The organism is Lysobacter sp. Root690, from assembly GCF_001427785.1.
Taxonomy (GTDB): domain Bacteria; phylum Pseudomonadota; class Gammaproteobacteria; order Xanthomonadales; family Xanthomonadaceae; genus Lysobacter.
The window spans coordinates 171,816-195,172 of the sequence record NZ_LMHM01000011.1; the positions used below are offsets into that span (position 1 = coordinate 171,816).

The 23,357-nt window shown below is 67.0% G+C and carries 24 protein-coding genes, 3 tRNA genes and 1 pseudogene; 1 reads left to right on the top strand and 27 read right to left on the bottom strand.

The genetic code is table 11. The features are described from left to right. Positions 1-181 precede the first annotated feature (181 nt). The 27 genes and pseudogenes from ASD86_RS05955 to ASD86_RS28300 form a co-directional block, all read right to left on the bottom strand. Positions 182-490: a hypothetical protein gene (locus tag ASD86_RS05955; protein WP_056108181.1), complete on the bottom strand. Its 309-nt coding sequence runs from the start codon at positions 488-490 to the stop codon at positions 182-184. Then, on the bottom strand, positions 490-954 hold the full coding sequence (locus ASD86_RS05960; protein WP_157476229.1) for a hypothetical protein: 465 nt from the start codon (positions 952-954) through the stop codon (positions 490-492). The genes ASD86_RS05955 and ASD86_RS05960 overlap by 1 nt, the downstream gene beginning before the upstream one ends. A gap of 302 nt (positions 955-1,256) precedes the next feature. Then, positions 1,257-1,343 (bottom strand) — tRNA-Leu (locus ASD86_RS05965). 113 nt (positions 1,344-1,456) lie between these two features. Next, entirely contained in the window at positions 1,457-1,795 is a 339-nt protein-coding gene (locus ASD86_RS05970) for a DUF5713 family protein (RefSeq protein WP_056108189.1), read from the bottom strand. Positions 1,796-1,929: 134 nt separating this feature from the next. Next, a tRNA-Cys gene (locus tag ASD86_RS05975) sits at positions 1,930-2,003 on the bottom strand. Between the two features lie 284 nt (positions 2,004-2,287). Further along, positions 2,288-2,361: transfer RNA gene (locus ASD86_RS05980), tRNA-Cys, on the bottom strand. Positions 2,362-2,736: 375 nt separating this feature from the next. Next, positions 2,737-3,312, bottom strand: coding sequence for a CDP-diacylglycerol--glycerol-3-phosphate 3-phosphatidyltransferase (gene pgsA / locus ASD86_RS05985; protein WP_056108192.1), 576 nt, complete (start codon positions 3,310-3,312; stop codon positions 2,737-2,739). A gap of 128 nt (positions 3,313-3,440) precedes the next feature. Further along, positions 3,441-5,267: pseudogene (uvrC, locus tag ASD86_RS05990) on the bottom strand (excinuclease ABC subunit UvrC); the annotation flags it as partial. 542 nt (positions 5,268-5,809) lie between these two features. Beyond that, positions 5,810-6,289, bottom strand: coding sequence for a low molecular weight protein-tyrosine-phosphatase (locus ASD86_RS05995; protein ID WP_056108195.1), 480 nt, complete (start codon positions 6,287-6,289; stop codon positions 5,810-5,812). A 3-nt stretch (positions 6,290-6,292) separates the two neighbouring features. Then, on the bottom strand, positions 6,293-7,099 hold the full coding sequence (gene kdsB, locus ASD86_RS06000) for a 3-deoxy-manno-octulosonate cytidylyltransferase (protein WP_056108198.1): 807 nt from the start codon (positions 7,097-7,099) through the stop codon (positions 6,293-6,295). Between the two features lie 196 nt (positions 7,100-7,295). Further along, on the bottom strand, positions 7,296-8,354 hold the full coding sequence (lpxK, locus tag ASD86_RS06005) for a tetraacyldisaccharide 4'-kinase (protein WP_056108202.1): 1,059 nt from the start codon (positions 8,352-8,354) through the stop codon (positions 7,296-7,298). 64 nt (positions 8,355-8,418) lie between these two features. Beyond that, positions 8,419-10,173, bottom strand: a complete 1,755-nt coding sequence (gene msbA, locus ASD86_RS06010) for a lipid A export permease/ATP-binding protein MsbA (protein ID WP_056108205.1) — start codon at positions 10,171-10,173, stop codon at positions 8,419-8,421. After that, positions 10,170-10,646: a biopolymer transporter ExbD gene (locus ASD86_RS06015; protein ID WP_056108209.1), complete on the bottom strand. Its 477-nt coding sequence runs from the start codon at positions 10,644-10,646 to the stop codon at positions 10,170-10,172. The genes msbA and ASD86_RS06015 overlap by 4 nt, the downstream gene beginning before the upstream one ends. A 10-nt stretch (positions 10,647-10,656) precedes the next feature. Next, positions 10,657-11,322, bottom strand: a complete 666-nt coding sequence (locus ASD86_RS06020; RefSeq protein WP_036109612.1) for a MotA/TolQ/ExbB proton channel family protein — start codon at positions 11,320-11,322, stop codon at positions 10,657-10,659. A 27-nt stretch (positions 11,323-11,349) separates the two neighbouring features. Further along, positions 11,350-13,734 (bottom strand): DNA internalization-related competence protein ComEC/Rec2, encoded by a 2,385-nt coding sequence (locus ASD86_RS06025; protein WP_056108212.1) that lies wholly within the window; start codon positions 13,732-13,734, stop codon positions 11,350-11,352. Between the two features lie 2 nt (positions 13,735-13,736). After that, positions 13,737-14,516: an ATP-binding cassette domain-containing protein gene (locus ASD86_RS06030; protein ID WP_235567696.1), complete on the bottom strand. Its 780-nt coding sequence runs from the start codon at positions 14,514-14,516 to the stop codon at positions 13,737-13,739. An 82-nt stretch (positions 14,517-14,598) separates the two neighbouring features. Beyond that, complete coding sequence (locus tag ASD86_RS06035) at positions 14,599-15,843, bottom strand: lipoprotein-releasing ABC transporter permease subunit (RefSeq protein ID WP_056108217.1); 1,245 nt, start codon at positions 15,841-15,843, stop codon at positions 14,599-14,601. A gap of 143 nt (positions 15,844-15,986) precedes the next feature. Then, positions 15,987-16,673, bottom strand: coding sequence for a hypothetical protein (locus ASD86_RS27695; protein WP_235567683.1), 687 nt, complete (start codon positions 16,671-16,673; stop codon positions 15,987-15,989). Next, on the bottom strand, positions 16,624-16,896 hold the full coding sequence (locus ASD86_RS06045) for a succinate dehydrogenase assembly factor 2 (protein ID WP_056108221.1): 273 nt from the start codon (positions 16,894-16,896) through the stop codon (positions 16,624-16,626). Before ASD86_RS06045 ends, ASD86_RS27695 begins: the two co-directional genes overlap by 50 nt. Further along, positions 16,893-17,543, bottom strand: coding sequence for a hypothetical protein (locus ASD86_RS06050; protein WP_056108225.1), 651 nt, complete (start codon positions 17,541-17,543; stop codon positions 16,893-16,895). The genes ASD86_RS06045 and ASD86_RS06050 overlap by 4 nt, the downstream gene beginning before the upstream one ends. Positions 17,544-17,575: 32 nt before the next feature. Further along, positions 17,576-17,995 (bottom strand): MAPEG family protein, encoded by a 420-nt coding sequence (locus ASD86_RS06055; protein ID WP_082578099.1) that lies wholly within the window; start codon positions 17,993-17,995, stop codon positions 17,576-17,578. A 141-nt stretch (positions 17,996-18,136) separates the two neighbouring features. Beyond that, positions 18,137-18,478: a hypothetical protein gene (locus ASD86_RS06060; RefSeq protein WP_056108231.1), complete on the bottom strand. Its 342-nt coding sequence runs from the start codon at positions 18,476-18,478 to the stop codon at positions 18,137-18,139. A 118-nt stretch (positions 18,479-18,596) separates the two neighbouring features. Further along, positions 18,597-19,385, bottom strand: coding sequence for a succinate dehydrogenase iron-sulfur subunit (locus ASD86_RS06065; protein WP_056108234.1), 789 nt, complete (start codon positions 19,383-19,385; stop codon positions 18,597-18,599). An 80-nt stretch (positions 19,386-19,465) separates the two neighbouring features. After that, complete coding sequence (sdhA, locus tag ASD86_RS06070; RefSeq protein ID WP_056109101.1) at positions 19,466-21,220, bottom strand: succinate dehydrogenase flavoprotein subunit; 1,755 nt, start codon at positions 21,218-21,220, stop codon at positions 19,466-19,468. A gap of 42 nt (positions 21,221-21,262) precedes the next feature. Further along, the gene (gene sdhD / locus ASD86_RS06075) at positions 21,263-21,661 is read right to left on the bottom strand and encodes a succinate dehydrogenase, hydrophobic membrane anchor protein (RefSeq protein WP_056108237.1); all 399 of its coding nucleotides are present in this window, start codon (positions 21,659-21,661) and stop codon (positions 21,263-21,265) included. Further along, on the bottom strand, positions 21,658-22,053 hold the full coding sequence (sdhC, locus tag ASD86_RS06080) for a succinate dehydrogenase, cytochrome b556 subunit (protein WP_036109584.1): 396 nt from the start codon (positions 22,051-22,053) through the stop codon (positions 21,658-21,660). The genes sdhD and sdhC overlap by 4 nt, the downstream gene beginning before the upstream one ends. A gap of 144 nt (positions 22,054-22,197) precedes the next feature. Further along, entirely contained in the window at positions 22,198-22,515 is a 318-nt protein-coding gene (locus ASD86_RS28300) for a DUF1674 domain-containing protein (RefSeq protein WP_327037219.1), read from the bottom strand. On the opposite strand from ASD86_RS28300, the gene ASD86_RS06085 reads away from it, so the two are divergent. Then, on the top strand, positions 22,417-23,289 hold the full coding sequence (locus ASD86_RS06085; protein ID WP_056108240.1) for a folate-binding protein YgfZ: 873 nt from the start codon (positions 22,417-22,419) through the stop codon (positions 23,287-23,289). The two genes, ASD86_RS28300 and ASD86_RS06085, sit on opposite strands and share 99 nt — an antisense overlap. The last annotated feature ends 68 nt before the right edge of the window (positions 23,290-23,357 follow it).

The window sequence follows — 23,357 nt, forward strand, 5'->3', positions numbered from 1 at the left end:
AGCGTGACGGCCGTCGAGCGAGACCTGGCCCGTCTACGGGTTGTAGTTCTGCCCGGGGAAAACGCGGTCGACGCCCTTGAAGAAGAAGTTCGCAACCCTGCCGCGGGGGTTGCCCTCTGTGCCCTCTGCCACTCCTGTTCGCCTTTATTAGTCCAGTCTTGGAAGTGCCCCACCGATCGAGTCAGTGGAGCGTGTGCTTCTTGGCGGCTTCCAGTGCCTGGGCCGGCTCATTCAACGAAGCCTCAAGCACTCCAACCCGGTTCTGCAGGTTGACGATTGCCTTAGCGATCTCACCTATGTCGATCTCGACCGATCGACGGCATTCGTCATGGAAAGCGGCGTCATGCGCGGACACCTCGCTTTGGTGAGCCTGTATCTCCGAAAGGCTCACCAGCCACTGCACGGCCCACTGCAGCACGTCCTCGCGCTCCTCGCTGGCCGGCGGCGCATGCAACTGGGCGCGGCCAAGCAACTTGCTAAGCCAGCCCATTAGGCCACCTTCCTGGGCTTGCCCGTCTCGCCAAACCAGTTCTGCCCGCCGCCCTGCCCCTTCTCCTTGCCGCCGATCGCCTGGACCTTCTTGTCCAAAGACTGGATCGCGCCCGTGAGCGCGCCGAACATGTCGGGGAACTCGATCACCGGCTTATCCGGCAAGCCCAGCGACTTGTTGAAGTCCTCGGCATAGGTGCCGATGTGCGGCGTGTCCTCGCCCTTGTAGTTCCAGTGGTCGAGGTTCCAGCCGCGGACGGCCTTGAGCATGGCGTCGGGATCAGCGGGGCCGTGAGTGTCCTTCAGCTCGCGGGACCAACTCATCCATGCACCGGCCAGGGACAGCGCCGCCGAGTAGGCGTTCTGCCCTGCGCTGCGGTAGTTAGGGTTAGCACCCGACTGCTGCACGGTGCCGCCGTTGATGTATCTAGAGTGTCGGTATGTGCTGTGCAGGTAATTCCACACCTAAAGCATCGCGGTACTCGTCACAGTCCATGTTCATGGCGTTCTAGAAGCAGGCCCTGCCATTGCAGACCGATGCAGCTAGATATTGAGCGCCCGAGAATCACGATTGAGCCAGCGAGGGAATAGTGCCGAGCGCGGCCTACCGACTCGACATGTTCTAGGTCCACGCGGATTGCTGACGCTCCAGAGGCTGCAAGCGGCCTTCCGTGGACGCTGACGAACGACAGATAACAAAAAAGCCCCGAATATTGGGGCTTTATGGGTCGTCTGCGGACTGTTGCAAACTCGCGCGAACTAAACCGTGGTGCCCGGAGCCGGACTCGAACCGGCAAGGAGTTGCCCCCGGCGGATTTTAAGTCCGCTGCGTCTACCGATTTCGCCATCCGGGCAGGATGCGGTGACCGCATCAGCTTACCGCATCCGGGTTTCGCTGGCCTCTCATGGGCCTTCCGGGCCGACGTTGCGAAGCCATTGGGCCGAGCGCCGGCCGCAGCCGGCGCGGTCACCAATCGCGCGTGGCGATCAGTTCCTCGCTGTCGGCCTGGAAGCCGTAGGCGGCAGCGATGATGCGGAAATCCGCGCCGATGTTTTCACGCGCGGCGGTCTCGATTTCACTGTCGTTGGCTTCGAATTCGCCGGCGAGCGCGTTGAATTCGTCGGTCGCGGCGTGGGTCAGCGCATACAGCGCATCCAGGCTGTCGGGACGCTGCGCTTCGATGGTTTCGCACAGGCGGATCAGGATCTGCTGACCCTTTTGCACCAGATCCGCCGGGAAGTAGCTGTCATGTTGCATTTCGCTCAGGAAGCGGTGGGCTTGCAGTTGTTCGTTCGCGATGGGCATGCGTGCCTTCCTTGGTGGGATGCACAAATGGTAGCGCGCTCATCGTCGATCGATCGTCCGCCGCAGCGCCCGCGCGCAAACAAAAACGGCCGGCTCGCGCCGACCGTCATGCGGTATCAATGATGCGGTGTCGATGGAGGCCTGGACGGGAATCGAACCCATCTCTACGGATTTGCAATCCGGTGCATAGCCAATCTGCCACCAGGCCGGTGACGCGCTCACTCTACCTTAGCGCTGCGTGCTTGCAACTCGCTGCGCAACCATGGTGCCCAGCCACACGCCGCGCCGGAAAAACGAAACCCCGCTTGCGCGGGGTTCGTCGATCATGCCGCGCGTGGCGCCGCATGCGGAATTGGAGCGGGAAACGAGACTCGAACTCGCGACATCTACCTTGGCAAGGTAGTGCTCTACCAACTNAACTGCTGCTTGAAACTTTTTTGAAGAAACTTTCTTGAAACTACCGATGGCGACGTGTTGCATCGCGATCGAGATTGGAGGCCGAGGTCGGAATTGAACCGGCGTACGCGGATTTGCAGTCCGCTGCATAACCACTCTGCCACCCGGCCGATGACTGCTACAACCTTACTTGGTACTGCCCATCTACTGCAACGTCGACTTGCGAATACAACGCATGTCTTCGTCTTAAAAAACAAAACCCCGCGAAGGGGGCTTTGTCCGGAAGCGGCTTCGTTGCCGAAGCGCCTCGAATCTGGAGCGGGAAACGAGACTCGAACTCGCGACATCTACCTTGGCAAGGTAGTGCTCTACCAACTNGGGAAGCGATATTTTAGGCATCGAAAGAAAAGTGTCAACTCTTTTCTTCACGCCCCGGCCCTCGCAAAACCGGCCGTGAATGCGCCGGAAACAGGCCCCTGCGCGATATTCCCGCTCGCGTTCCTCGCCGCTGAAGGCTCGGTTCGCGTGGACCGTTTCGTTGCCGATCAGGTCGAGGGCTTGTCCGCGTCGGCGCGCATTATAGGCCAGGCGGCGCGCAGATAGGCCAGCCCCGACCACAGGGTCAGCAGGGCCGCGGCGGCGAGCAGCCATTCGCCGATGGTGAAGATCGGCAGGCCGAACACGCGCTCCTGATACAGCAGGCAAACCAACGCGACCATCTGCACGATGGTCTTGATCTTGCCGATCGAGGCGACCTTCACCGCCGCGCGCTGGCCCAGTTCGGCCATCCATTCGCGCAAGGCGGACACGGCGATCTCGCGGCCGACGATGACCGCGGCCCACAGGGTCATCCACACGGTCGGGTGTTTCTGCACGATCAGCAGCAGGGCGACGGCGACCATCAGCTTGTCGGCGACCGGGTCGAGGAAGGCGCCGAACGCCGAATACTGGTTGTAGCGGCGGGCGATCCAGCCGTCGAGCCAGTCGGTGACCGAGGCGAAGGCGAAGATGAACGCGGCGGCGAAATTGGTCCAGGGGTAATCGAGGAAGAACACCACCACCAGCACCGGGATCAGGACGATCCGCGCCAGGGTCAGCATGGTGGGTACGGTCAACTTCATCCTTCACTCCGCTTGCGATCTGGCGCCGTTTCGGCGGCGCCGGCTGGGCCGTTGCCGGCTTTCTTGCTGCCCGCGGCCTGGGCCTTGGGAAGGGTATTCGGTGCGACGGACGGCTCGGCGGGCGCATCCAGCCCGTGCAGGGCGGCGTAGATGCGCTCGGCCAGGGCCGCGTTGACGCCTTCGACCCGGGAGATTTCCTCGATCCCGGCGGCCTTGAGACCGCCCAGACCGCCGAAATGCTTCAACAGACTAGCGCGTCGACGCGGGCCGATGCCCGGAATATCTTCCAGCCTACTGCTGTTGCGCGTCTTCTGACGACGCCCCCGATGGCCGGTAATGGCGAAACGGTGCGCCTCGTCGCGAACCTGCTGGACCAATTGCAGCGCCGGCGACTGCGCGCCGGGGCGTTCGACCCGGCCATCGGGCAGCAGCAGTTCCTCATCGCCGGGGCGCCGGGCCGGGCCCTTGGCGACGCCGACCAGGAGCAGCCCCTCGACCCCGAGCTCGGCCAGCGCCGCGCGCGCCTGGGCCACCTGCCCCGCGCCGCCGTCGATCAGCAGGATGTCGGGCATGACCCCGTTCTCTTCGACCGCGCGGCGGAAGCGCCGCGCGATCGCCTGGTTCATCGCGGCGTAGTCGTCGCCCTCGGTGATGCCGGTGATGTTGTAGCGACGGTACTGGCCGCGCACCGGGCCTTCGGCGTCGAACACCACGCACGAGGCCACGGTGGCCTCGCCCATGGTGTGGCTGATGTCGAAGCACTCGATCCGCTGCGGCAGCGCCGGCATGCGCAGCAGATCGCGCAGCGATTCGGCGCGCGCCAGCTGCGCGGCATGGCTGGTCAGTTCGGTGCCGAGCGAGAGTTCGGCGTTGCGCCGTGCCATGTCGACATAGCCGGCGCGTTCGCCGCGCACGTTGCTCTTGATCTGCACGCGGCGTTCGCCGGAGGCCGAGAACGCCTGTTCGAACAATTCGCGATCGGGCAGGTCGCGGTCGAGCACGATCTCGCGCGGCGGCGTCTGTTCGCCGTAGTACTGCGAGATGAAAGCGGTCAGCACTTCCTCGGGACTGTCGCTGCCGTTGGTCTTCGGGAAGAACGCGCGGGTGCCCAGGTTGCGGCCGTCGCGGAACGCCAGCAGCAGCACGCAGGCCGACACGCCCTGCATCGCCACCGCGAGCACGTCCAGGTCGGCGGCGCGGCCGTCGACGTACTGGCGCGCCTGCAGGGTGCGGATGGCGGTGATCAGGTCGCGCAGGCGCGCGGCGTCTTCGAAATCCAGACGCACGCTGGCCGCTTCCATGTCGCGGCCGAGTTCGTCGGTAAGCTCGTCGCTACGGCCGTCGAGCAACAGGCCGGCGCGGCGCACGCTCTCGGCGTAATCGCGCGCCGGCACCAGGCCCACGCACGGCGCGCTGCAGCGGCCGATCTGGTGCTGCAGGCACGGCCGCGAGCGGTTGCGGAACACGCTGTCCTCGCAACTGCGCAGGCGGAACAGCTTGTGCATGAGGTTGAGCGTGTCGCGCACCGCGCCGACGCTGGCGTAGGGACCGAAGTAGCGCCCCGGCACCGCGCGCGGACCGCGGTGCATGGCGATGCGCGGCCAGGCCTCGTTGGTCATCAGCACGTAGGGATAGCTTTTGTCGTCGCGCAGCAGCACGTTGTAGCGCGGCTTGAGCGACTTGATCAGCTGGTTTTCCAGGATCAGCGCTTCGGCCTCGGTGCGGGTGACCGTGACTTCCATGCGCACGGTCTGCGACAGCATCGACATGATCCGCGCCGACTTGGGCGTGGCGTTGAAATAGCTCGACACCCGGTTGCGCAGCGCGCCGGCCTTGCCGACGTAGAGCGCGTTGTCGTCGGCGCCGATCATGCGGTAGACGCCCGGCGCGGTGCTGAGCTTCTTGACGAAGGCCTTGCCGTCGAAAGGCGCGGGCGCTGGCGCGGCGGCGGTCATGCGCGCACGGTCCCCACGCGCGACGGATGCACCGAAGCGACGACGGAATCAGGCTGGCGGGCTGGCGAAAGGGCGGGCGTCGCGGTCACGGGCATCGGTCGGCGGGGCGGCTCTCGGCCCGGAGGCCGACAAAATGGAGGGACCAAGCTTGAATTGGGCTGATTATGCGCGAGCGCAAGGCTTGCGGCCGGGATCGGGGGCCGGATGCTGGGTGAATTTGCGACCCGCCCGCTCCCGCGTCGCCGCGGCGACCCTCTGCAGGAGCGGCGTGAGCCGCGAGCACGCTGTATCTGATCGCGCCGAAACTTGCATCGTAGTCGTGGTGTCGCGGTCGCAGCTTGCGCAGTTCCTACAGTCGGGTGCCGATTTTGCGCAGCGATCCGATACGGCGTTGCATGGCGGCGCCCTGTAGGAGCGGCGCGAGCCGCGACCGCGCTGTGTCCGATCGCGCCGAAACTTGCGTCGTAGTCGTGGTGTCGCGATCGCAGCTTACGCAGCTCCTACAGTCGGGCGCCGATTTTGCGCTGCGATCCGGCAACGCCCTACCCGCGCAACCCCAGCTCCTCGCGCAAGCGCGCGATCGCTCCATCCGCCGCCCGGTCCAGCAGTTGGAATACATGCTCGAACTGCGCCGGTCCGCCGGTGTAGGGATCGGGTACTTCGCCGTCGGTGACGGTGTTGCACCAGTCCAGCAGCAAGGCGCTGCGCGCGTGGGCGCCCTTCGGCGCACGCGCGCGCACATCGCGCAGGTTGGCCTTGTCAGCGCACAGCAGCCAATCGAAATTCTGGTAATCCGACGCGGCCAACTGGCGCGCGCGCAGGCCGGAAATATCCACGCCGTGTTCGGCCGCATTCGCGATCGCGCGCCGGTCCGGCGGATCGCCGACGTGCCAGTCGCCGGTGCCAGCCGAATCGAGTTCGATCCGACCGGCCAGCGACGAGGCCTCGATACGCGCGCGCAGCACGCCTTCGGCGACCGGAGAGCGACAGATGTTGCCCAGGCAGACCACGAGCAGGCGCACGGCTCAGGCGCCCTCGCCGCTTGCGGGCGCGTTCGCTTCGCCCTGGCGCGTTTGCGCCAGATACGCTTCGGCGCGGGCCAGATCTTCGGGCGTGTCGACGCCGGGCGGGAACGGTTCGGGCGTGATCCCGACCGCAATGCGATAACCCGCCTCGAGCACGCGCAGTTGTTCCAGCGATTCGATCTGCTCCAGCCGGCCCGGACGCAGCTTGGCGAACTTGCGCAGGAACCCGGCGCGATAACCGTAAATGCCGATATGCCGCAGCCATTCGTCGCCGCCGGGCATGCGCTCGCGGTCCTTGGCGAAGGCGTCGCGCGGCCACGGAATCGGCGCGCGGCTGAAATACAGCGCATCGCCATTGCCGGCGCGCACCAGCTTGACCGCGTTCGGATCGAACAACACCTCGACCTGCGTGATCGGAACGGCCAGGGTCGACATCTCCGCGCCGCTGTCGCGCAAGGTCTGCGCGGCGGCGACGATGCCGGCGGCCGGCGCGAACGGTTCGTCGCCCTGCAGATTCACCACCACGGTGTCGTCGCGCCAACCGGCGATGTCGGCGCATTCGGCCAGGCGGTCGGTGCCGGAGGCGTGGTCGGGCGAGGTCATCGCGACCTGCACGCCGCTGTCCTTGAGCGCTTGGGCGATGCGTTCGTCGTCGGCCGCGACCCAGACCTCGCGCGCGCCGGCCGCGAGCGCGCGGCGCGCGACGTGCAGCACCAGTGGTTCGCCGCCGATGTCGCGCAGAGGCTTGCCGGGCAGGCGCGAGGCGGCGTAGCGGGCGGGGATGGCGACGACGAAATCCTGGCTCATGGTTCGGCTCCGAAACAGGTGATGCGGATTGCGGATGCGGTAAGGACTACGGTTTGCGTAGCGGGCGCGGTCGGTGCGGATTCGCGGTCGCGGCTCGCGCCGCTCCTACAGTGGCTCCATGCGGGAACGGCATGAACCGCCACCACCGCAATCGCTCCCTGTAGGAGCGGCGCGAGCCGCGACCGCGTCAGTGCAACTACGACGCAGCGACCGAGCGCTTTGCAAACGCCTGCAATTTATCCAGCAACGACACCCAGAACGCTTCCGGCAACTCCGCGCGCACCGGCACGCTGTAATACGACTCCGAGGCGAACGCGCCCTCGCCGCTCAGCGGGATCTTGACCGCGTCCTTCTCGGTCATCAGCACCGGCAATTTGCTGCCGAAGCCAAAGTCGGCCTGGGTGTAACGGTGATGATCGGGAAACGCGTGCGGCACGATCGCGATGCCGAGGCCGCGCAGCATGGCGAAATAACGTTCGGGATCGCCGATGCCGGCGACCGCGTGCACGCGCTGGCCGACGAAGGCCTCGAGCTTGAGCGCGCGCGCGCCAACCAGCGGCAACGCCTGATCGGCGATCAGGCGCATCGGCCATTCGCCGAAACCGGCGCTCGCGGCGGGATCGCCGGAGGCGGCCTGCGGCATGTTGACCACGCGGAAATCGCAATCGGCGGCGCGCTCGGGCGGCTCGCGCAGCGGACCGGCCGGCAGCAACTGGCCGTTGCCGTAACGGCGGCGGCCGTCGACCACTTCGATCTCGATGTCGCGCGCCAGCCGGTAATGCTGCAGGCCATCGTCGCAGATGACGATGTCGCAGCCGGCCTCGGCCAGCGCCTTGGCCGCGGCGGCGCGATCGCGGTCGGCGCGCAGCTTGACTCCGGTGCGGCGCGCGATCAGCACCGGCTCGTCGCCGCCGATGCGTGGATCGGTATCGCGATCGACCCACAGCGGCGTGGCGATGTCGTCGCGGCCGTAGCCGCGGCTGGCGACGCCGGGGGTCCAGCCTTCCTGCTTGAGCCGCTGCACCAGCGCGATGGTCAACGGGGTCTTGCCGGCGCCGCCGACGGTGATGTTGCCGACCACGATCACCGGCACGCCGGGATGGCGGCGGCGCTTGAGTCCCTTGCGGTACAGCGCGCGGCGGAACGAGGTGACCGCGGCGTACACGCCCGACAACAGCCGTGCGTGCATCGGCACCGCGCTGTCGTCGTACCAGTACGCCGGCACGCCGCCGCGGCGATCGGGCGCGCCGCTCATCGCACGCTCCCGCGGCCATGCGGGCCGTGCATCGCTACGATCGCGAGCATGCGCATCGGAGCGCTCACTCGGCGTCCCGGAACTGCATGCGGTGCAGGTGCGCGTACAGGCCGCCCTGCGCCAGCAGTTCGGCATGCGAACCGCGCTCGACGATGCGGCCCTGATCCAGCACCAGCACCTGATCGGCGTGTTCGATGGTCGACAGGCGATGCGCGATCACCAAGGTGGTGCGGTCGGGCATCAATCGCTCAAGCGCGTCCTGCACCAGGCGTTCGGATTCGGTATCCAGCGCCGCGGTGGCCTCGTCGAGAATCAGGATCGGCGCGTCCTTGAGCATCGCGCGCGCGATCGCCAGACGCTGGCGCTGGCCGCCGGAGAGCTTGCCGCCCTTGGCGCCGATCGAGGTGTCGACGCCTTCGGGCAGACGTTCGATGAACTCGGCCGCGTTGGCGCCGCGCACCGCGCTGTCGAGCGCGGCGGCATCGGCCTGCTGCATTTCGCCGTAAGCGACGTTGGCCGCGACGGTGCCGTCGAACAGCATCACCTGCTGGCCGACCAGGGCGATCTGGCGGCGCAGGTCGAGCAGTTTGTACTCTTCGAGCGGATGGCCATCGAGCAGGATCTGCCCGGACTCGGGATCGTAGAAGCGCGGAATCAGCTTGATCAGGGTCGACTTGCCGCTGCCGGAGCGGCCGATGATCGCGGTCACCGTGCCGGGCCGCGCGGTGAAGCTGATGTTCGACAAGGCCGGCGACGCCTGCCCCGGATAGCGCGCGGTGACGTCGCGGAATTCGATCAGCCCCTGGCTGCGCGCGAGTTCGCGCGTGCCGGTGTCGGGCTCCTCGACCGCGTCGAGCACTTCGAACAATCGCTCGGCCGAGGCCACGCCGCGCTGGAGCATGTTCTGCACGTTGGTGAGCTGACGCAGGTTCGGAATCATCGCCATCATCGCCATCATCAGCGCGACGAAACCACCGGCGCTCAAGCGCCCGTTGAACGCTTCGTAGCCGGCCACGAACAGCAGCACCGCCAGACCGATCGAGCCCATCAACTGCACCATCGCCGAGGCGATGCTGCGGGTGGATTCGACCTTGAGGCTGAGCTTGAGGTAGTGATCGGCGATCGCGCCGTAACGGGCGAGTTCGGACTGCTGCGCGCCGTAGACCTTCACTTCCTGCTGGTTGGACAAGGTCTGGTCGGCGGCCAGCAGCAACTGCGCGCCGCTTTCCTGGATGCGATGGCTGATGCGCCGATAACGGCGGCCGACCTTGTCCATGACCCAGGCCAGCGGCGGCGCCACGACCAGCACCGCGAGGGTCACCTGCCAACTGGTCCAGATCATCACCGCGAGCAGGCCCAGGGCCTGGGTCGATTGCTGGACCATGACCTTGAGCGCGTCGACCGAGGCCTGCGCGACCTGGTCGCTGTCCGAGCCCAGCCGCACCAGCATCGACGGCACCGGCTCGGTGTCGAAGCGCGCGCCGGGCAGACGCAGGTATTTGCCGAGCACCTGCACGCGCAAATCGCGCGCCACGCCGCGCCCGGATTTGGCCATGTAGTAATCGGTGACATAGCCGGCGAGGCCGCGCATCACGAACAGGCCGACGATGGTCAGCGGCAGCCAGATCGCGATGCGCTCGTTCTTGGCGATGAAGGTCTGGTTGATGACCGGTTCCATCAACTTGGTGAAACCGGCGCCGGCGGCCGCTTCGATCAGCATGCCGATCAACGCCAGCCACAGCAGGGGGCGGTACGGCAGCGCGAATCGGAGCAACCGGCGGTAGGTCTGCCAGGGCGACGCGGTTGCGCTCGCGGTCACCGCACCGGCCCCGCCGCGGGCTTGCCGTTGTCGCTGGCGTCAGCGGCGCCACCGGTGTTCTGCGGCGGCGCGGTCGCGCTCATGATCTTGCGGAAGCCCAACTGGCCGAGCGCGTCGTAGACGGTGACCACGGCCTGATACGGCGTGCGCGCATCGGCGCGCAGCATCACGCTGCGGTCGCGATCGGTGCCAGCGACTTCGGCGATGGTGGCCTTGAGCGATTCCAGATCGTCGCGCAGCACCTCGCGGTCGCCGACAAAGTAACGGCCCTCGGCGTTGACCAGCACGATCAGCGCCTTGCTCGCGTCGCCGGACGGTTCGCCGGTGGCGCGCGGCAGCTCGAGCTTGAGCACCGAGCGCGCGTCGAAGGTCGCGGTGACCACGAAGAAAATGATCAACACCAGGATCACGTCGATCAACGGAACCAGGTTGATCTCGGGCTCATCGTCGGCGCGATGGTCGCGGATACGCATCGAGCGCGCCTCAGCCGGCCTGACCGGCCAGCCGCACCGGCGCGCGCGCCGCTTCGGCCTGGCGCGCTTCGGCGGTGCCCGGGGTCAATACGTCGATCAGGGCGATGGCCTCGTGCTCCATCGCGACGATGTATTCGGAGATGCGGCCGCGGAACCAGCGGTGCGCCATCAACGCCGGAATCGCCACGATCATGCCGGTCGCGGTGCACACCAGCGCCTTGCCGATACCGCCGGCGAGCTGGTTGACGTCGCCGATGCCGTGGTCGTTGATGACCATGAACATCTGGATCATGCCGACCACGGTGCCGAACAGGCCCAGCAAGGGCCCCGCGGCGGCGATGGTGCCGAGCGTGTTCAGGTAACGCTCCATGCGGTGGACCAAGTGCCGGCCCACGTCCTCGATGCGTTCGCGGATTTCCTCGCGCGGACGGTTGCGCACGTCCAGCGCCGCAGCCAGCAGCGCGCCCAGCGGCGCGGTCGCGCGCAGCGACTCGATGTGCGCCGGGTCGAGCTTTCCGGTCGCCGCCCAGGCCCGCACTTCCTGGCCCAGTTGCGGCGGCAATACAGCGCGCCGGCGCAGGGTCCACAGCCGCTCGATGATGATCGCCAGCGCCAGCGCCGACAGGATCAACAACGGAATCATCGGCCAACCGCCGGCCTTGACCAGTTCCAGCACTCGCGAACCTCCGGCCTGTGGCCGACTTCAATCCGGCCGATAGGATAGCCCAGGGTCCGTGCGCCGGGTCGCATCCCACAGACGCGGGTGTGCCTGGCGTCGCGTTTCGACCGTGGTGCCGCCGGCGCGCAGGCCGACCCGCAGCGCGCCATCGGCCGCGGTGTCGCGGGTTTGCGCGCCGGCGCGGGCCCAGCGTTCAAGCACATCCGCGCGCGGATGGCCGAAACGGTTGCCGTGGCCGCTGGACACCAGCGCATGGCGAGCACCGGTGGCGCGGACGAAGGCCGGATCGGACGAACCGCCGCTGCCGTGATGGGCCACCAGCACCACGTCGGCACGCAGATCGTCCTCGGGCGAAACCGCGGCGCGGCGGACCAGATCGCGTTCGATCACCTCGCCGATGTCGCCGGTAAGCAATGCCGAACCATGGCGGCTGTCGATCCGCAGCACGCAGCTCGATTCGTTGCCCAGATAGGGGAAATGCCGCGGCGGATGCAGCCAGCGCAGGCGCACGCCATCCCAGGTCCAACTGCGCCCGGCCTCGCAGGGCCGGATCGCGATGTGTTGCAGCGCCTCGCCTTCGGCCTCCGGCGGCGCCGACACCTCGCCCGCCGGGAACGCCCGCAATACCGCGGCCAAGCCGCCGGCATGGTCGTTGTCGGCATGACTGGCGACCGCGCGGTCGAGCCTGCGCACGCCCAGGGCATGCAAGGCCGGCACCACCGCGCGTTCGCCGGCATCGAAGCCGTCGCGCACCGCCGGCCCGGCGTCGAACAACAAGGCGTGATTCGCGGTACGCACCAGCACCGACAGCCCCTGCCCCACGTCGACCACCACCAGTTCGGCCTCGCCGTGCGCGGGCAGATGGCGGTCCGGCCACAGCAACGGCAACCACAACAGCACCGCCAGCGCCTTGCCCGGCACGCCGCGCGGCAGCAACAGCCAGAACGCGCCGATCAGGGCCAGCGGCAAGGCGAACCAGCGCGCTTCGGGCAACCACCACAAGGCCAGGCCGCTGTCGGCCAGCGCTTCGAACCACGGCCAACCCGGCTCGAAACAGGCCGCGGCCCAGCGCCAGGCGAATTCGCCGGCACCGGCATGCAGCGCCTCCAGGCCGGTGCCGATCAACGCCAGCGGCACCACCAGCAGGCTCCACCACGGCACCGCGATCAGGTTCGCGAACGGTCCCGCCAGCGAGGCCTGGCCGAACAGCAGCACGCCCAGCGGCAGCAATCCCAGGCTGGCGACGCCCTGCGCCGACACGAACGCGCGCAGCCGTTCGCGCCAACCGCGGCTATCGGCCTGATCGGGCAGGCACCACAGCAACCAGGCCACGCCGAGAAAGCTCAGCCAGAACCCGGCCCCGAGCACCGCCAGCGGATCGGCGAGCAAGACCGCGATCGCGGCCAGCGCCAGCGCGTCGAAAGCATGGAAAGGACGCCGCGACAGACGCAAGCCGGCGATCACCGCGATCATCAGCCAGGTGCGCACGGTCGGCAGGGCGAAGCCAACCGAAGCCGCATACAACAGTCCGCCCAGCATCGCCGCCACCGAAGCCGCGACCGCCGCCGGCACCCGCCGCCCCAACCCCGGCCACAGCCACCACAGCCCACGCGCGAACAAGGCGAAGAACCCCGCCACCAGCCCGACGTGGAAGCCCGAAATCGCGATCAGATGGGTCAACCCGTTCGCGCGCAACACGCTCCAGTCGCGTTCGCCGAGCGCGCGCGTGTCGCCCAGCGCGAGCGCGCGCACGAAGCGCGATGCATCCGAATTCACTCGCGCGGCGATGCGATTGCTGATCGATTCGCGCCAAGCCTGCAGGCCGCGGGCTTCGGCCAGGCGTTGGGCATTTTCAGGATCGCGCAGATAACCGGTCGCGCTGAGCCGCTGCATCAGCGCGTATTTTTCCGCATCGGGACCGCCGGGGTTGCGCAAGCCGCGCGGCGCGCGCACGCGTGCCACGAATCGCCAACGCTGGCCGGCGGCGAGCACCTGTCGCGGTTCGATGCGTTCGTCGTACCAGGCCAGCCGCAGCAGGCGGCCGCGCAGCGGCGACGGTTGCGCGGCATCGTCGTCGACGCGGAATTCGAAGCGGGTGCGGCGCGGCTCGTGTAGCGGCAATTCGACGATGCGGCCGGTCACCGCGACGTCGCGTTTTTCCCACTGCGGAGGCAGTTGCAGGCTGAGCGCATAGACCGCGTGCAGACTGACCAGGGCAAAGCCGAACCCGGCCGCGGCGAACGCGCGCCAACGCGGCGAGCGCCACCACATCAGCGCGGCTAGAATCAGAATCGGTAACGATAGTCCCCACGGACACGCACGCGGCAAGGCCAGACCGGCACCGATGCCGGCCAACAATGCGATCGCGATGAGTTTTCCGAAGGGCGGCGTCCTTGCCGCGTCGAGCATGTCTACACCTCGGCGGCGTCCAGTTGCCGCAGTTTGCCTTCGTGCAATTCCAGCACGCGGTCCAGGCGCCGCGCGAGGCGGCGGTCGTGGGTCACCAGCACCAGGCTGGTGCCCTGCTCGCGATTGAGCGCGAGCATAAGCTCGAACACGGTCGCGGCGGTTTTTTCGTCGAGATTGCCGGTGGGTTCGTCGCCGAGCACGCAGGCCGGACGATTGATCAGCGCGCGCGCCACCGCGGCGCGTTGGCGCTCGCCGCCGGACAATTCGCCGGGCTTATGGTGCAGCCGATGCCCCAGCCCGACCGATTCCAGCAACACGGTCGCGCGTTCGCGCGCCTGCGCCACGGACGGTGCCTGGAACTCATCGATCACCGAATGCAATATCGCCAGCGGCAGATCCACCAGGACGAATGCGGCCAGGCCGAAGGCCACGCTGCTTGCGCCGAGTATTCGCCGGGGCTGCATCGAGCGTCCGCTCAACAGGATCGGCAGCATCACGTTTTCCAACGCGGTGAATTCCGGCAGCAGATGGTGGAACTGATAGACGAAGCCCAAGGACTTGTTGCGCACGATGCCGCGCGCCCGGTTCGACAGCGCGCTCATGCGATGGCCATCGACATAGACCTCGCCCTTGGTCGGCGTGTCCAGACCGCCGAGCAAGTGCAGCAAGGTGCTCTTGCCGGCGCCGGAAGCGCCGAGGATCGCCACGGTCTCGCCGCGTTTGACCGAGAAGTCGAGCCCGTCGAACACCGGCGTGCGCAGCTTGCCTTCCGAATAGGTCATGGTCAGGCCGGTGCAGCTGAGCACCACATCGTCCGCGCCATGGCCGGCCGGATTGCGCTGTTCCATCTTAGATTCGAGAACCTCACTCATAACGCAACGCCTCCGCCGGAGCCGTACGCGCGGCGCGCCAGGCGGGATAGATAGTGGCCAAGAACGCCATCGCCAGCGCCACGCAGGCGATGACGATCACGTCGCTGCTGCGCAGGTCGGTCGGCAGGCCGGTGATGTAGTAGACGTCCTCGGGCAGCAGTTGCACGCCGAGCACGGTCTCGATGGCCTTGAGGATGTGTTCCAGGTTCAAGGTCAGGGTGATGCCGCCGACGACGCCGAGCACGGTGCCGATGATGCCGATCAAGGTGCCCTGTACGACGAACACCGCCATCACGCTCATCGGGGTCAGACCGAGCGTGCGCTGGATCGCGATGTCGGCCTGCTTGTCGGTGACCAGCATCACCTGCGAGGACACCAGATTGAACGCGCCCATCGCGATGATCAGCGACAGCAGCACCGCCATCACCACTTTTTCCATCTTCAACGCGCGAAACATGTTGGCGTTGTCGCTGCTCCAGTCGGTGACCCGATACGGGCCGCCCAGGCTCAGCGCCAGATCGCGCGCGACGTTCCAGGCCTGATCCATGTCGTGCAATCGCAGCCGCACGCCGGTCACGCCATCGCCCATGCGCAATACCCGCTGCATGTCGCGGATGTTGACCACCGCCAGGCCCTTGTCGAATTCGTTGTAGCCGGCTTCGAAGATGCCGCTGACGGTGAAGCGCTTGAGCTGCGGCATCGCGCCCATCGGCGTGCTGCGGCCGTCGGCGGTCATCACCACCACGCTCTCGCCGACCTGCGCGCCCATCCACAGCGCGAGTTCCTTGCCGAGCACGATATTGAAACTGCCCGGCGTCAGCGAGTCCAGCTTGCCCTCGACCATCTTGTCGGCGAGCACCGAGACCTTGTGGTCTTCGACCGGATCGACGCCGCGCACGATCGCCGGCTGCTGGCGGGTGGCCGACAGCAGCGCTTCCTTGTCGACGTAGGGCGCGGCACCGGCGACGCGCGGATCGGCCATGGCCTTGTCGACCGCGACCCGCCACTCGGTCATCGGTTCGCCGTAGGCGCTGACCGTGGCATGCGCGGCCATCTGCAGCATGCGGTCGCGGATCTCGCGCTGGAACCCGCTCATGACCGCCAGGGTCGTGATCAGCGCGGTCACGCCCAGGGCGATGCCGCCGATCGAGGCGAGCGAGATGAAGGAAATGAAGCCGTTGCGCCGCTTGGCGCGCAGATAGCGCAGGCCGATGGCGACTGAAATGGGTTTGAACATTTATGGAGCCGGGATTCGGGATTCGGGATTCGGGATTGGGTTCATTGTCTTGGGCCTGTGTCGGGAAAGGGTGGCGGATGGGGCGGAAACGAAGTTCGCTGCAGTCGAATCCCTTATCTCCAATCCCGAATCCCGGCCTCGACTCATGGTGCCACCGAACGCGTATCGCGCGCAGGGGCTGTGACCGCGACGGCCAGCCGCAGTTCACGGCGACCGGCCGCGTCCAGGGTGTCGGGCCACCACAGCAGCCGCTGCCGGCGCCCGTCGGGCCCGGTGAAATCGAGCCGGGCCAGCCAACCGCGCCAGTGCAGGCGCAGGTCGGCGATCGCCTCGCCGGCCAGCGTGGCGCGGCCCCCGCGGATCACCAAGGAACGCGCCGGTCGCCGCAATTCGCGGCTGGCGCTCGCGGTCGCCCAGAGCAGCGCGAGAGCAGCGGCCGGCAGGGACAGCGACTGCGGCAGTTCGGACGCCCAGGCGGAAACGCCGCCGAGCACGCCCAACACGATCAATGCCGACGCGAGCCAGCGCGACGGCCGCCACTGCAGTTCGCAATCGGCCATGGCGTGGCCGCGGAAGGACTCGCTCGGTTTCGGTTGAGTCGCGGTGCCGCCCGATTTTGTCGATCCCTGTCGCTGGAAACCGACATCCTGCGATTGCCGCTCAAGACCGCGGCCATGCACTAACTGCCGCTCAAGGCGGCGACCATGCACTAACTGCCGCTCAAGGCGGCGACCATGCACTAACTGCCGCTCAAGGCGGCGGCCGTGCAATAACTGCCGCTCAAGGCGGCAGTTGACGAATCGACTCAACCAGTTGCTGAAGCTGCGCATCGCCGGAGGTCTCGTGGCCCATGAACCAGTGCCAGAGCTTATCGTCCTCGGTTTCAAGCAGCCGTAGGAAAACCCCGCGCTGCGATTCGGAAGCCTGCTTCCATTCGCGGTCCAGGTAACGGCCCAGCAGTTGATCGAGTTCGCGCATGCCGCGCCGGCAGCGCCAGCGCAGGCGGCGCAGTTCGATTTCGTCGCGTTGCTCGGCCGAGAGTTGTTCGCTCATGAGCCGCTCTCGGCCGGCGCGGCGCCGACCATCGCGCACAAACCGGTGGGACGGCGCTTGCAATACCGCGCCACGTCGCGCTTGAGCGCGGCATCGCCGTCCAGCGCCGCGGACGCGGCGGCGAACAGCTCGGGGCCGAACGAATCGCCGAGCACGTCGCCGATCGTGTTCTCGATGTCGCTGTCGGCGAAGGCCCGATGCGCCCGCAACTGCGCCTCGCCGCCGCGCTGTTCGATGCAGGCCGACACCGCCGGGGTGGCGGCGGAATCGCGCACGCAGCTCAGCTCGGTCTGGCCGGCGGCGCTGCGGAAATAGCGCAGGGCTTCGTCGAGCTGCGCGGCGCTGGTCTGCTCGGCCAGGCGTTGCGCGGTCTGCGCCGCGACCGGCTGCAGCTTCGTCGCCGCCATCCAGCGCTGCAGCAGGGCCTTGTCGCCGTCTTCGCGCGGTTCTTCCGGCAGGGTCTGATCGTTGACCAGCACCATCATCTGCCGCAGCACGTTCTCGAAGCCCATCGTGTCGAGCAGGCTGCTTGCCTGCGCGACGGTGGCCTTGCCGGGCGCGGCGGACGCGGCCTCTTCGGCCGGGCGCGCACTCGCGCTGGCGGCCAACACCAGCGCCGCCAGTGCGCCGCAGACGCGAAGCGACAACGACGGTCGAAGCGAATTTCGAAGCAAACTCATCATGCGAGCAGTCCTATTCCCAGACGTATCCATAGCGCCCACAGCGCGAACGCGCCGCTGGTGTAAGCGAAAAAGCGATGCATGACCTTGTTGTAGCCGCACTGGATCGCGCTGTGGACGATGCGCGTAATCACGAACAACCAGGCCAAGCCGAGCGTCAGCGCATCGGCCAACTGGGCGAACGCAGCCACGGTAAGGCCCAGATAGAACAACACCGGCAGTTCGAACAGATTGCGGAAATTGTCGGCCGCGCTGCTCTGGGTCAGCCGCGCGCTGACCTGGGCCGAGGTCGCCACCGCCTGCGGATGGATGCGGTCGCGGCGCATCTGACCGATGCGGACGACATACATGCGCAGCCACACGACCAGGGTCAACGCAACCATCGCCAGCGCGGGAAGGAAAATAGCCTTCGAATCCATCGATCGCCTCGCTCCTGAGCGGGCCGCGCGCTCGCGCGGCGGTTCGACTGCCTATACGACACCGCGGGTCGCGGTGTCGACGGTATCGCACTGCGTCGCGGTATTCCTCGGCGAAACCCGTGCGCGCCGGCCGCTGCGGGCTCAGCCGCGCCGGCGCCCCGCCAGTACGCCGCCGACCGTCAACGCGGCGCCGAGGCCCAGCAGGAACATCGCCAAGCCGTTGCCGCCGATTTCATTCTCGTTCGCGGCGCTGATCGCGCGCGCCGCGCTGGCCGCATCGGTCGCGGTGATCATATGCGCGAACGCGGCTTCCTCGCACTTGTCGCGCATGGCCGCGTCGGCCTTGCGCTTGTCCATCTCAGCGCGGCATTTTTCGACCACCGCGATGTCCACGTCGGCCGGTCCGTCGGAGAATTTCAGCCAAGCGCCGGCCACGAACACAAGCAGGCCGGCCAGCACGAGCAACAGCGATTTCTTGTTCATGCGACCGGTCTCACCTCTCCGTGGCAACGCAATCGATCCGCACTACGCCGAGCACCGATGCTCGCTCGCTGGCCGAAACCCCCACGTCGGAGGCCGCGGCCATAACGCGAAGTCCGGATCAGACCCGGCGCGCCAACATCAGCTTCTTGATCTCGCCGATCGCCTGCGCCGGGTTCAAACCCTTCGGACAGGTGCGCGCGCAATTCATGATGGTGTGGCAACGGTAGAGCTTGAACGGGTCTTCCAGATCGTCCAGGCGCGCGCCGGTGTCTTCATCGCGCGAATCGATGATCCAGCGGTAAGCCTGCAGCAGGATCGCCGGGCCGAGGTAACGGTCGCCGTTCCACCAGTAGCTCGGGCAGCTGGTCGAGCAGCACGCGCACAGGATGCATTCGTACAGGCCGTCGAGCTTCTTGCGGTCTTCCGGCGACTGCAGGCGCTCGCGGTCGGACGGGGTCGCGCTCTGGGTGCGCAGCCACGGCTTGATCGAGGCGTACTGGGCATAGAAGTGGGTCAGATCGGGAACCAGATCCTTGACCACCTGCATGCTCGGCAGCGGATACACCGGCACGTCGCTCTTGGCGTCGCCGCAATCGGCGATCGCGCGCGTGCACGCCAGGGTGTTGGTGCCGTCGATGTTCATCGCGCACGAGCCGCAGATGCCTTCGCGGCAGGAACGGCGGAAGGTCAGGGTCGGATCGATCTCGTTCTTGATCTTGATCAGCGCGTCGAGAACCATCGGACCGCAGGCGGCGAGATCCACCTCGTAGGTGTCCACGCGCGGATTCATGCCGTCGTCGGGGTTCCAGCGGTAGACCTTGAAGGTGCGCGGCTGCTTGGCGCCCGGGGTCGGCCAATGGCGGCCCTTCTGGATCTGGGAGTTCTTGGGTAGGGCGAATTCAGCCATGCTGGCGATCTCTCGGCTTGCGTCGTACTGAAGTAGGGTCGTTGCCGGCGCGCGGCATGCCGCGCGCCACGGTCGAAAGATCAGTACTTGCGTTCTTTAGGCGGCACGTAGGCCACGTCGTCGGTCAGGGTGTAGTTGTGCACCGGACGGTAGTCGATCGTGGTCTTGCCGCTCTCGTCGACCCAGCACAGCGTGTGCTTCTGCCAGTTCACGTCATCGCGCTTGTCGAAATCCTCGCGCGCATGCGCGCCGCGCGACTCGGTGCGGTTCTCGGCCGAGACGATCGTCGCCAGCGCCTGGCTCAGCAGGTTCGACAGCTCGTAGGTCTCGATCAGGTCCGAGTTCCAGATCAGCGAGCGATCGCTGACCTTGACGTCGGCGAACAGCGCGTGGATCTCGCGCATCTTGCGCACGCCGTCGCTCAGCGTTTCGCCGGTGCGGAACACCGCCGCGTCGGCCTGCATGGTGCGCTGCATCTTGTCGCGGATGACCGAGGTCGGAGTGCTGCCGCTGGCGTTGCGCAGCTTGTCCAGGCGCGCGAGCGCCGCGTCGCAGGCATCGGCCGGCAACTTGGCGTGCGGGCCATTGGGCTTGATCGTCTCGGCGCAGCGATTAGCGACTGCGCGGCCGAACACGACCAGATCGAGCAGCGAGTTCGAACCCAGACGGTTGGCGCCATGCACCGACACGCAGGCCGCTTCGCCGATCGCGTATAGACCTTCGACCACCGCGTCGGGATTGCCGTCCTTCAACTGCACGACTTCGCCGTGGTAGTTGGTCGGAATGCCGCCCATGTTGTAGTGCACGGTCGGAATGACCGGGATCGGCTCTTTCTCGACGTCAACGTTGGCGAAGATGCGCGCCGACTCGGCGATGCCGGGGAGCTTTTCGTGGATCACTTCCGGGCCGAGGTGGGTCAGGTCGAGCAGGATGTGGTCCTTATGCTCGCCGACGCCGCGGCCTTCGCGGATTTCGATGGTCATCGAACGGCTGACCATGTCGCGCGGCGCGAGGTCCTTCACGCTCGGCGCGTAGCGCTCCATGAAGCGCTCGCCGTTGCTGTTGCGCAGGATGCCGCCCTCGCCTCGCACGCCTTCGGTGATCAGGCAGCCGGCGCCGTAGATGCCGGTCGGGTGGAACTGCACGAACTCCATGTCCTGCAGGCCCAGGCCCGCGCGCAGCGCCATGCCGCCGCCGTCGCCGGTGCAGGTGTGGGCCGAGGTCGCGGAGAAATAGGCGCGGCCGTAGCCGCCGGTCGCCAGCACCGTGCCCTGGGCGCGGAACAGGTGCAACGTGCCCTCGGCCATGTCGAGCGCGAGCACGCCGCGGCAGGCGCCGGTCTCGTCCATGATCAGGTCGAGGGCGAAGTATTCGATGAAGAACTGCGCGTCGTGCGCCAGCGACTGCTGGTACAGCGTGTGCAGGATGGCGTGACCGGTACGATCGGCGGCGGCGCAGGTGCGCTGCGCCGGCGGGCCTTCGCCGTATTTGGTGGTCATGCCGCCGAACGGGCGCTGATAGATCTTGCCCTCGTCGGTGCGCGAGAACGGCACGCCCTGATGTTCGAGTTCGATGATGGCCGGGATGGCCTCTTTGCACATGTATTCGATCGCGTCCTGGTCGCCCAGCCAGTCCGAACCCTTGACGGTGTCGAAGAAGTGGTAACGCCAGTCGTCCTCGCCCATGTTGCCGAGCGCGGCGGAGATGCCGCCTTGCGCTGCGACGGTGTGCGAACGGGTCGGGAACACCTTGGTGATGCAGGCGGTCTTCAGGCCCTTCTGGGCCAGACCGAAGGTGGCGCGCAGTCCGGCGCCGCCGGCGCCGACCACGATCATGTCGAACTTGTGTTCTTGAATCTTGTAGGCAGAGGCCACGACTCAGGCTCCCAACGCGATGCGGATGATGGCGAGCACGCTGGCAAGAGCCGCGAGTACGCAAACGAAAACGACGGCGATCTGCGAGGCGGCCGCCAGGCCCGGGGTATGCACGTAATCCTCGATGATCACCTGCAGGCCGAGCTTGGCGTGCCAGAACATCGCGATCACGAACGCGCTGAGCAGCACGGCGTTGCATGGGTTATGCACCGAGGCGCGCACGCTGACGTAATCGCCGCCGATCCACGACACGATCAGGCCGAGCACGTAAAGGGTCAGGCCGATCAGCGCGATCGCGGTGACGCGCTGGACGATGAAGTGATGGGTGCCGTCCTTCGCCGAGCCCAGGCCGCGTGCGGTCTTGAGCGGGTTGCGCAGGTTCTTGTTGTTGGCCGTGCTCATGCGCCACCTCGCGACATCATCGCCACGATCCAGATCAGCGCGGTCAGCACCAGGCTGCCGATGACGCTGATCCAGCCGTTGCGCACAAAAGTATCGACCTTGTAGGCGTAGCCCGCGTCCTGGACCAGATGGCGGATGCCGTTGATCAGGTGATAGGCGAACGCCCAGGTCCAGCCGAACAGGATCAGGAAGCCCAGCGGCGAACGGGCGCAGGCGGTGAAATTCGCCCAGGCCTGCGGACCGGCCGCCAGGGCGAGCAGCGCCCAGGCGATCAGCAAGGCGCCGACGGAAAGGATTACACCGGTGGTCCGGTGCAGGATCGAGGTCACCATCTGTATCTGCCAGCGATACACCTGCAGATGCGGTGACTTGGGTCGTTCGCGGTTCGCCATTAGCGTGGCAATCTCGGCTGGGCGGCGGCGCCGCGTGGCGGGAAGCGTGGGAGCGCTGGGTGGGGTGTTGAAAAGCGGGACCGGGGATCGGATCTAGACACTCATGCACGACACGCCCATACAAGACACATCATGCAAGCCGGACTAGAAGTCGATGCAGCGGCCGTTCTTTTCCCAATCGCCGTAGCGGGTCGGTTCGAGACCCTCGCGACCACCGTGCTCTTTCGGAGCGTCCTTGGCGGAAGGCGAATGGCCTCCCGTTTCGGTAACGGGAGTCGCCGGGTTCTCGGACGCGAGGTCCGAACGTGCTTCCGGGGTGGTTTCGCCTATCATCACAGCGTTAAATATTAAGTCCCGCCCCCCATGCCTGACAACCCGCAAGCCTTGTACGGACAAGCATTCGCCCTGTCCGGTCAACAACTGATCGCCCTGGAAGGCCGCGACGCGGCCGCTTTTGCCCATTCGCAGTTCATGAACGAGGTCAAGGCGCTGGCCGACGGCCACTGGCAATGGAACGGCTGGCTGACGCCCAAGGGCCGGGTGATCGCGCTGTTCGCCTTGCTGCGCCTGTCTGAGCAGCGAATCTGGCTGCTCGTGCCGGACGCCGATGCGACCGCCTTTGCCGAATCCTTGAAGCGATTCGTGTTTCGCAGCAAGGTCGCGATCGGCTTGCGTGAAGACCTTGTGATCGAAGGGCGTTTCGCCGCGCCGGCATCGGCGCGCGACGCCGAGATCGGCGGCAACGAGGCCTCCGGGCTCGAATTGGACCTGAGCAGCGCGGAATCGCCGCGCAGCGTGCGCATCCACGCCGGCCCGGCCACGGCCGAAAACGCCGCCGCGGTGGCGCTGTGGGCGCAGACCGATCTGCGCCACGGCTTGCCGCGTCTGCCGGCGAGCCAGGCCGAGCAATGGACGCCGCAGCAGTTGTCGCTGGATCGGCTGCGCGCCTTCAGCGTCAAGAAGGGCTGCTACCCGGGCCAGGAAATCGTCGCGCGAACCCATTTCCTAGGCAAGGCCAAGCGCGGCCTGGCCCTGTTCGAAAGTCCGACGGCGATCGCCGCGGGCGCGGAAGTGCGCGGCGAAGCGGCGGTGCTGGGCACGGTCGCCGCGAGCGCAAGCCACGACGCGACCCATCTCGCGCTGGCGGTGCTGCCATTGGAACGCGGCGAGACCGCGGCGAGCATCGACGGGCATGCGGTGGTGGAAACGCCGCTGCTGGATGGGTTGGCGCGCTGAGCCTGATTGCGTCGGTCCTCGTGCGGGAGCGACCGAAGCACCATTCCCGACTGTAGGAGCGGCGCGAG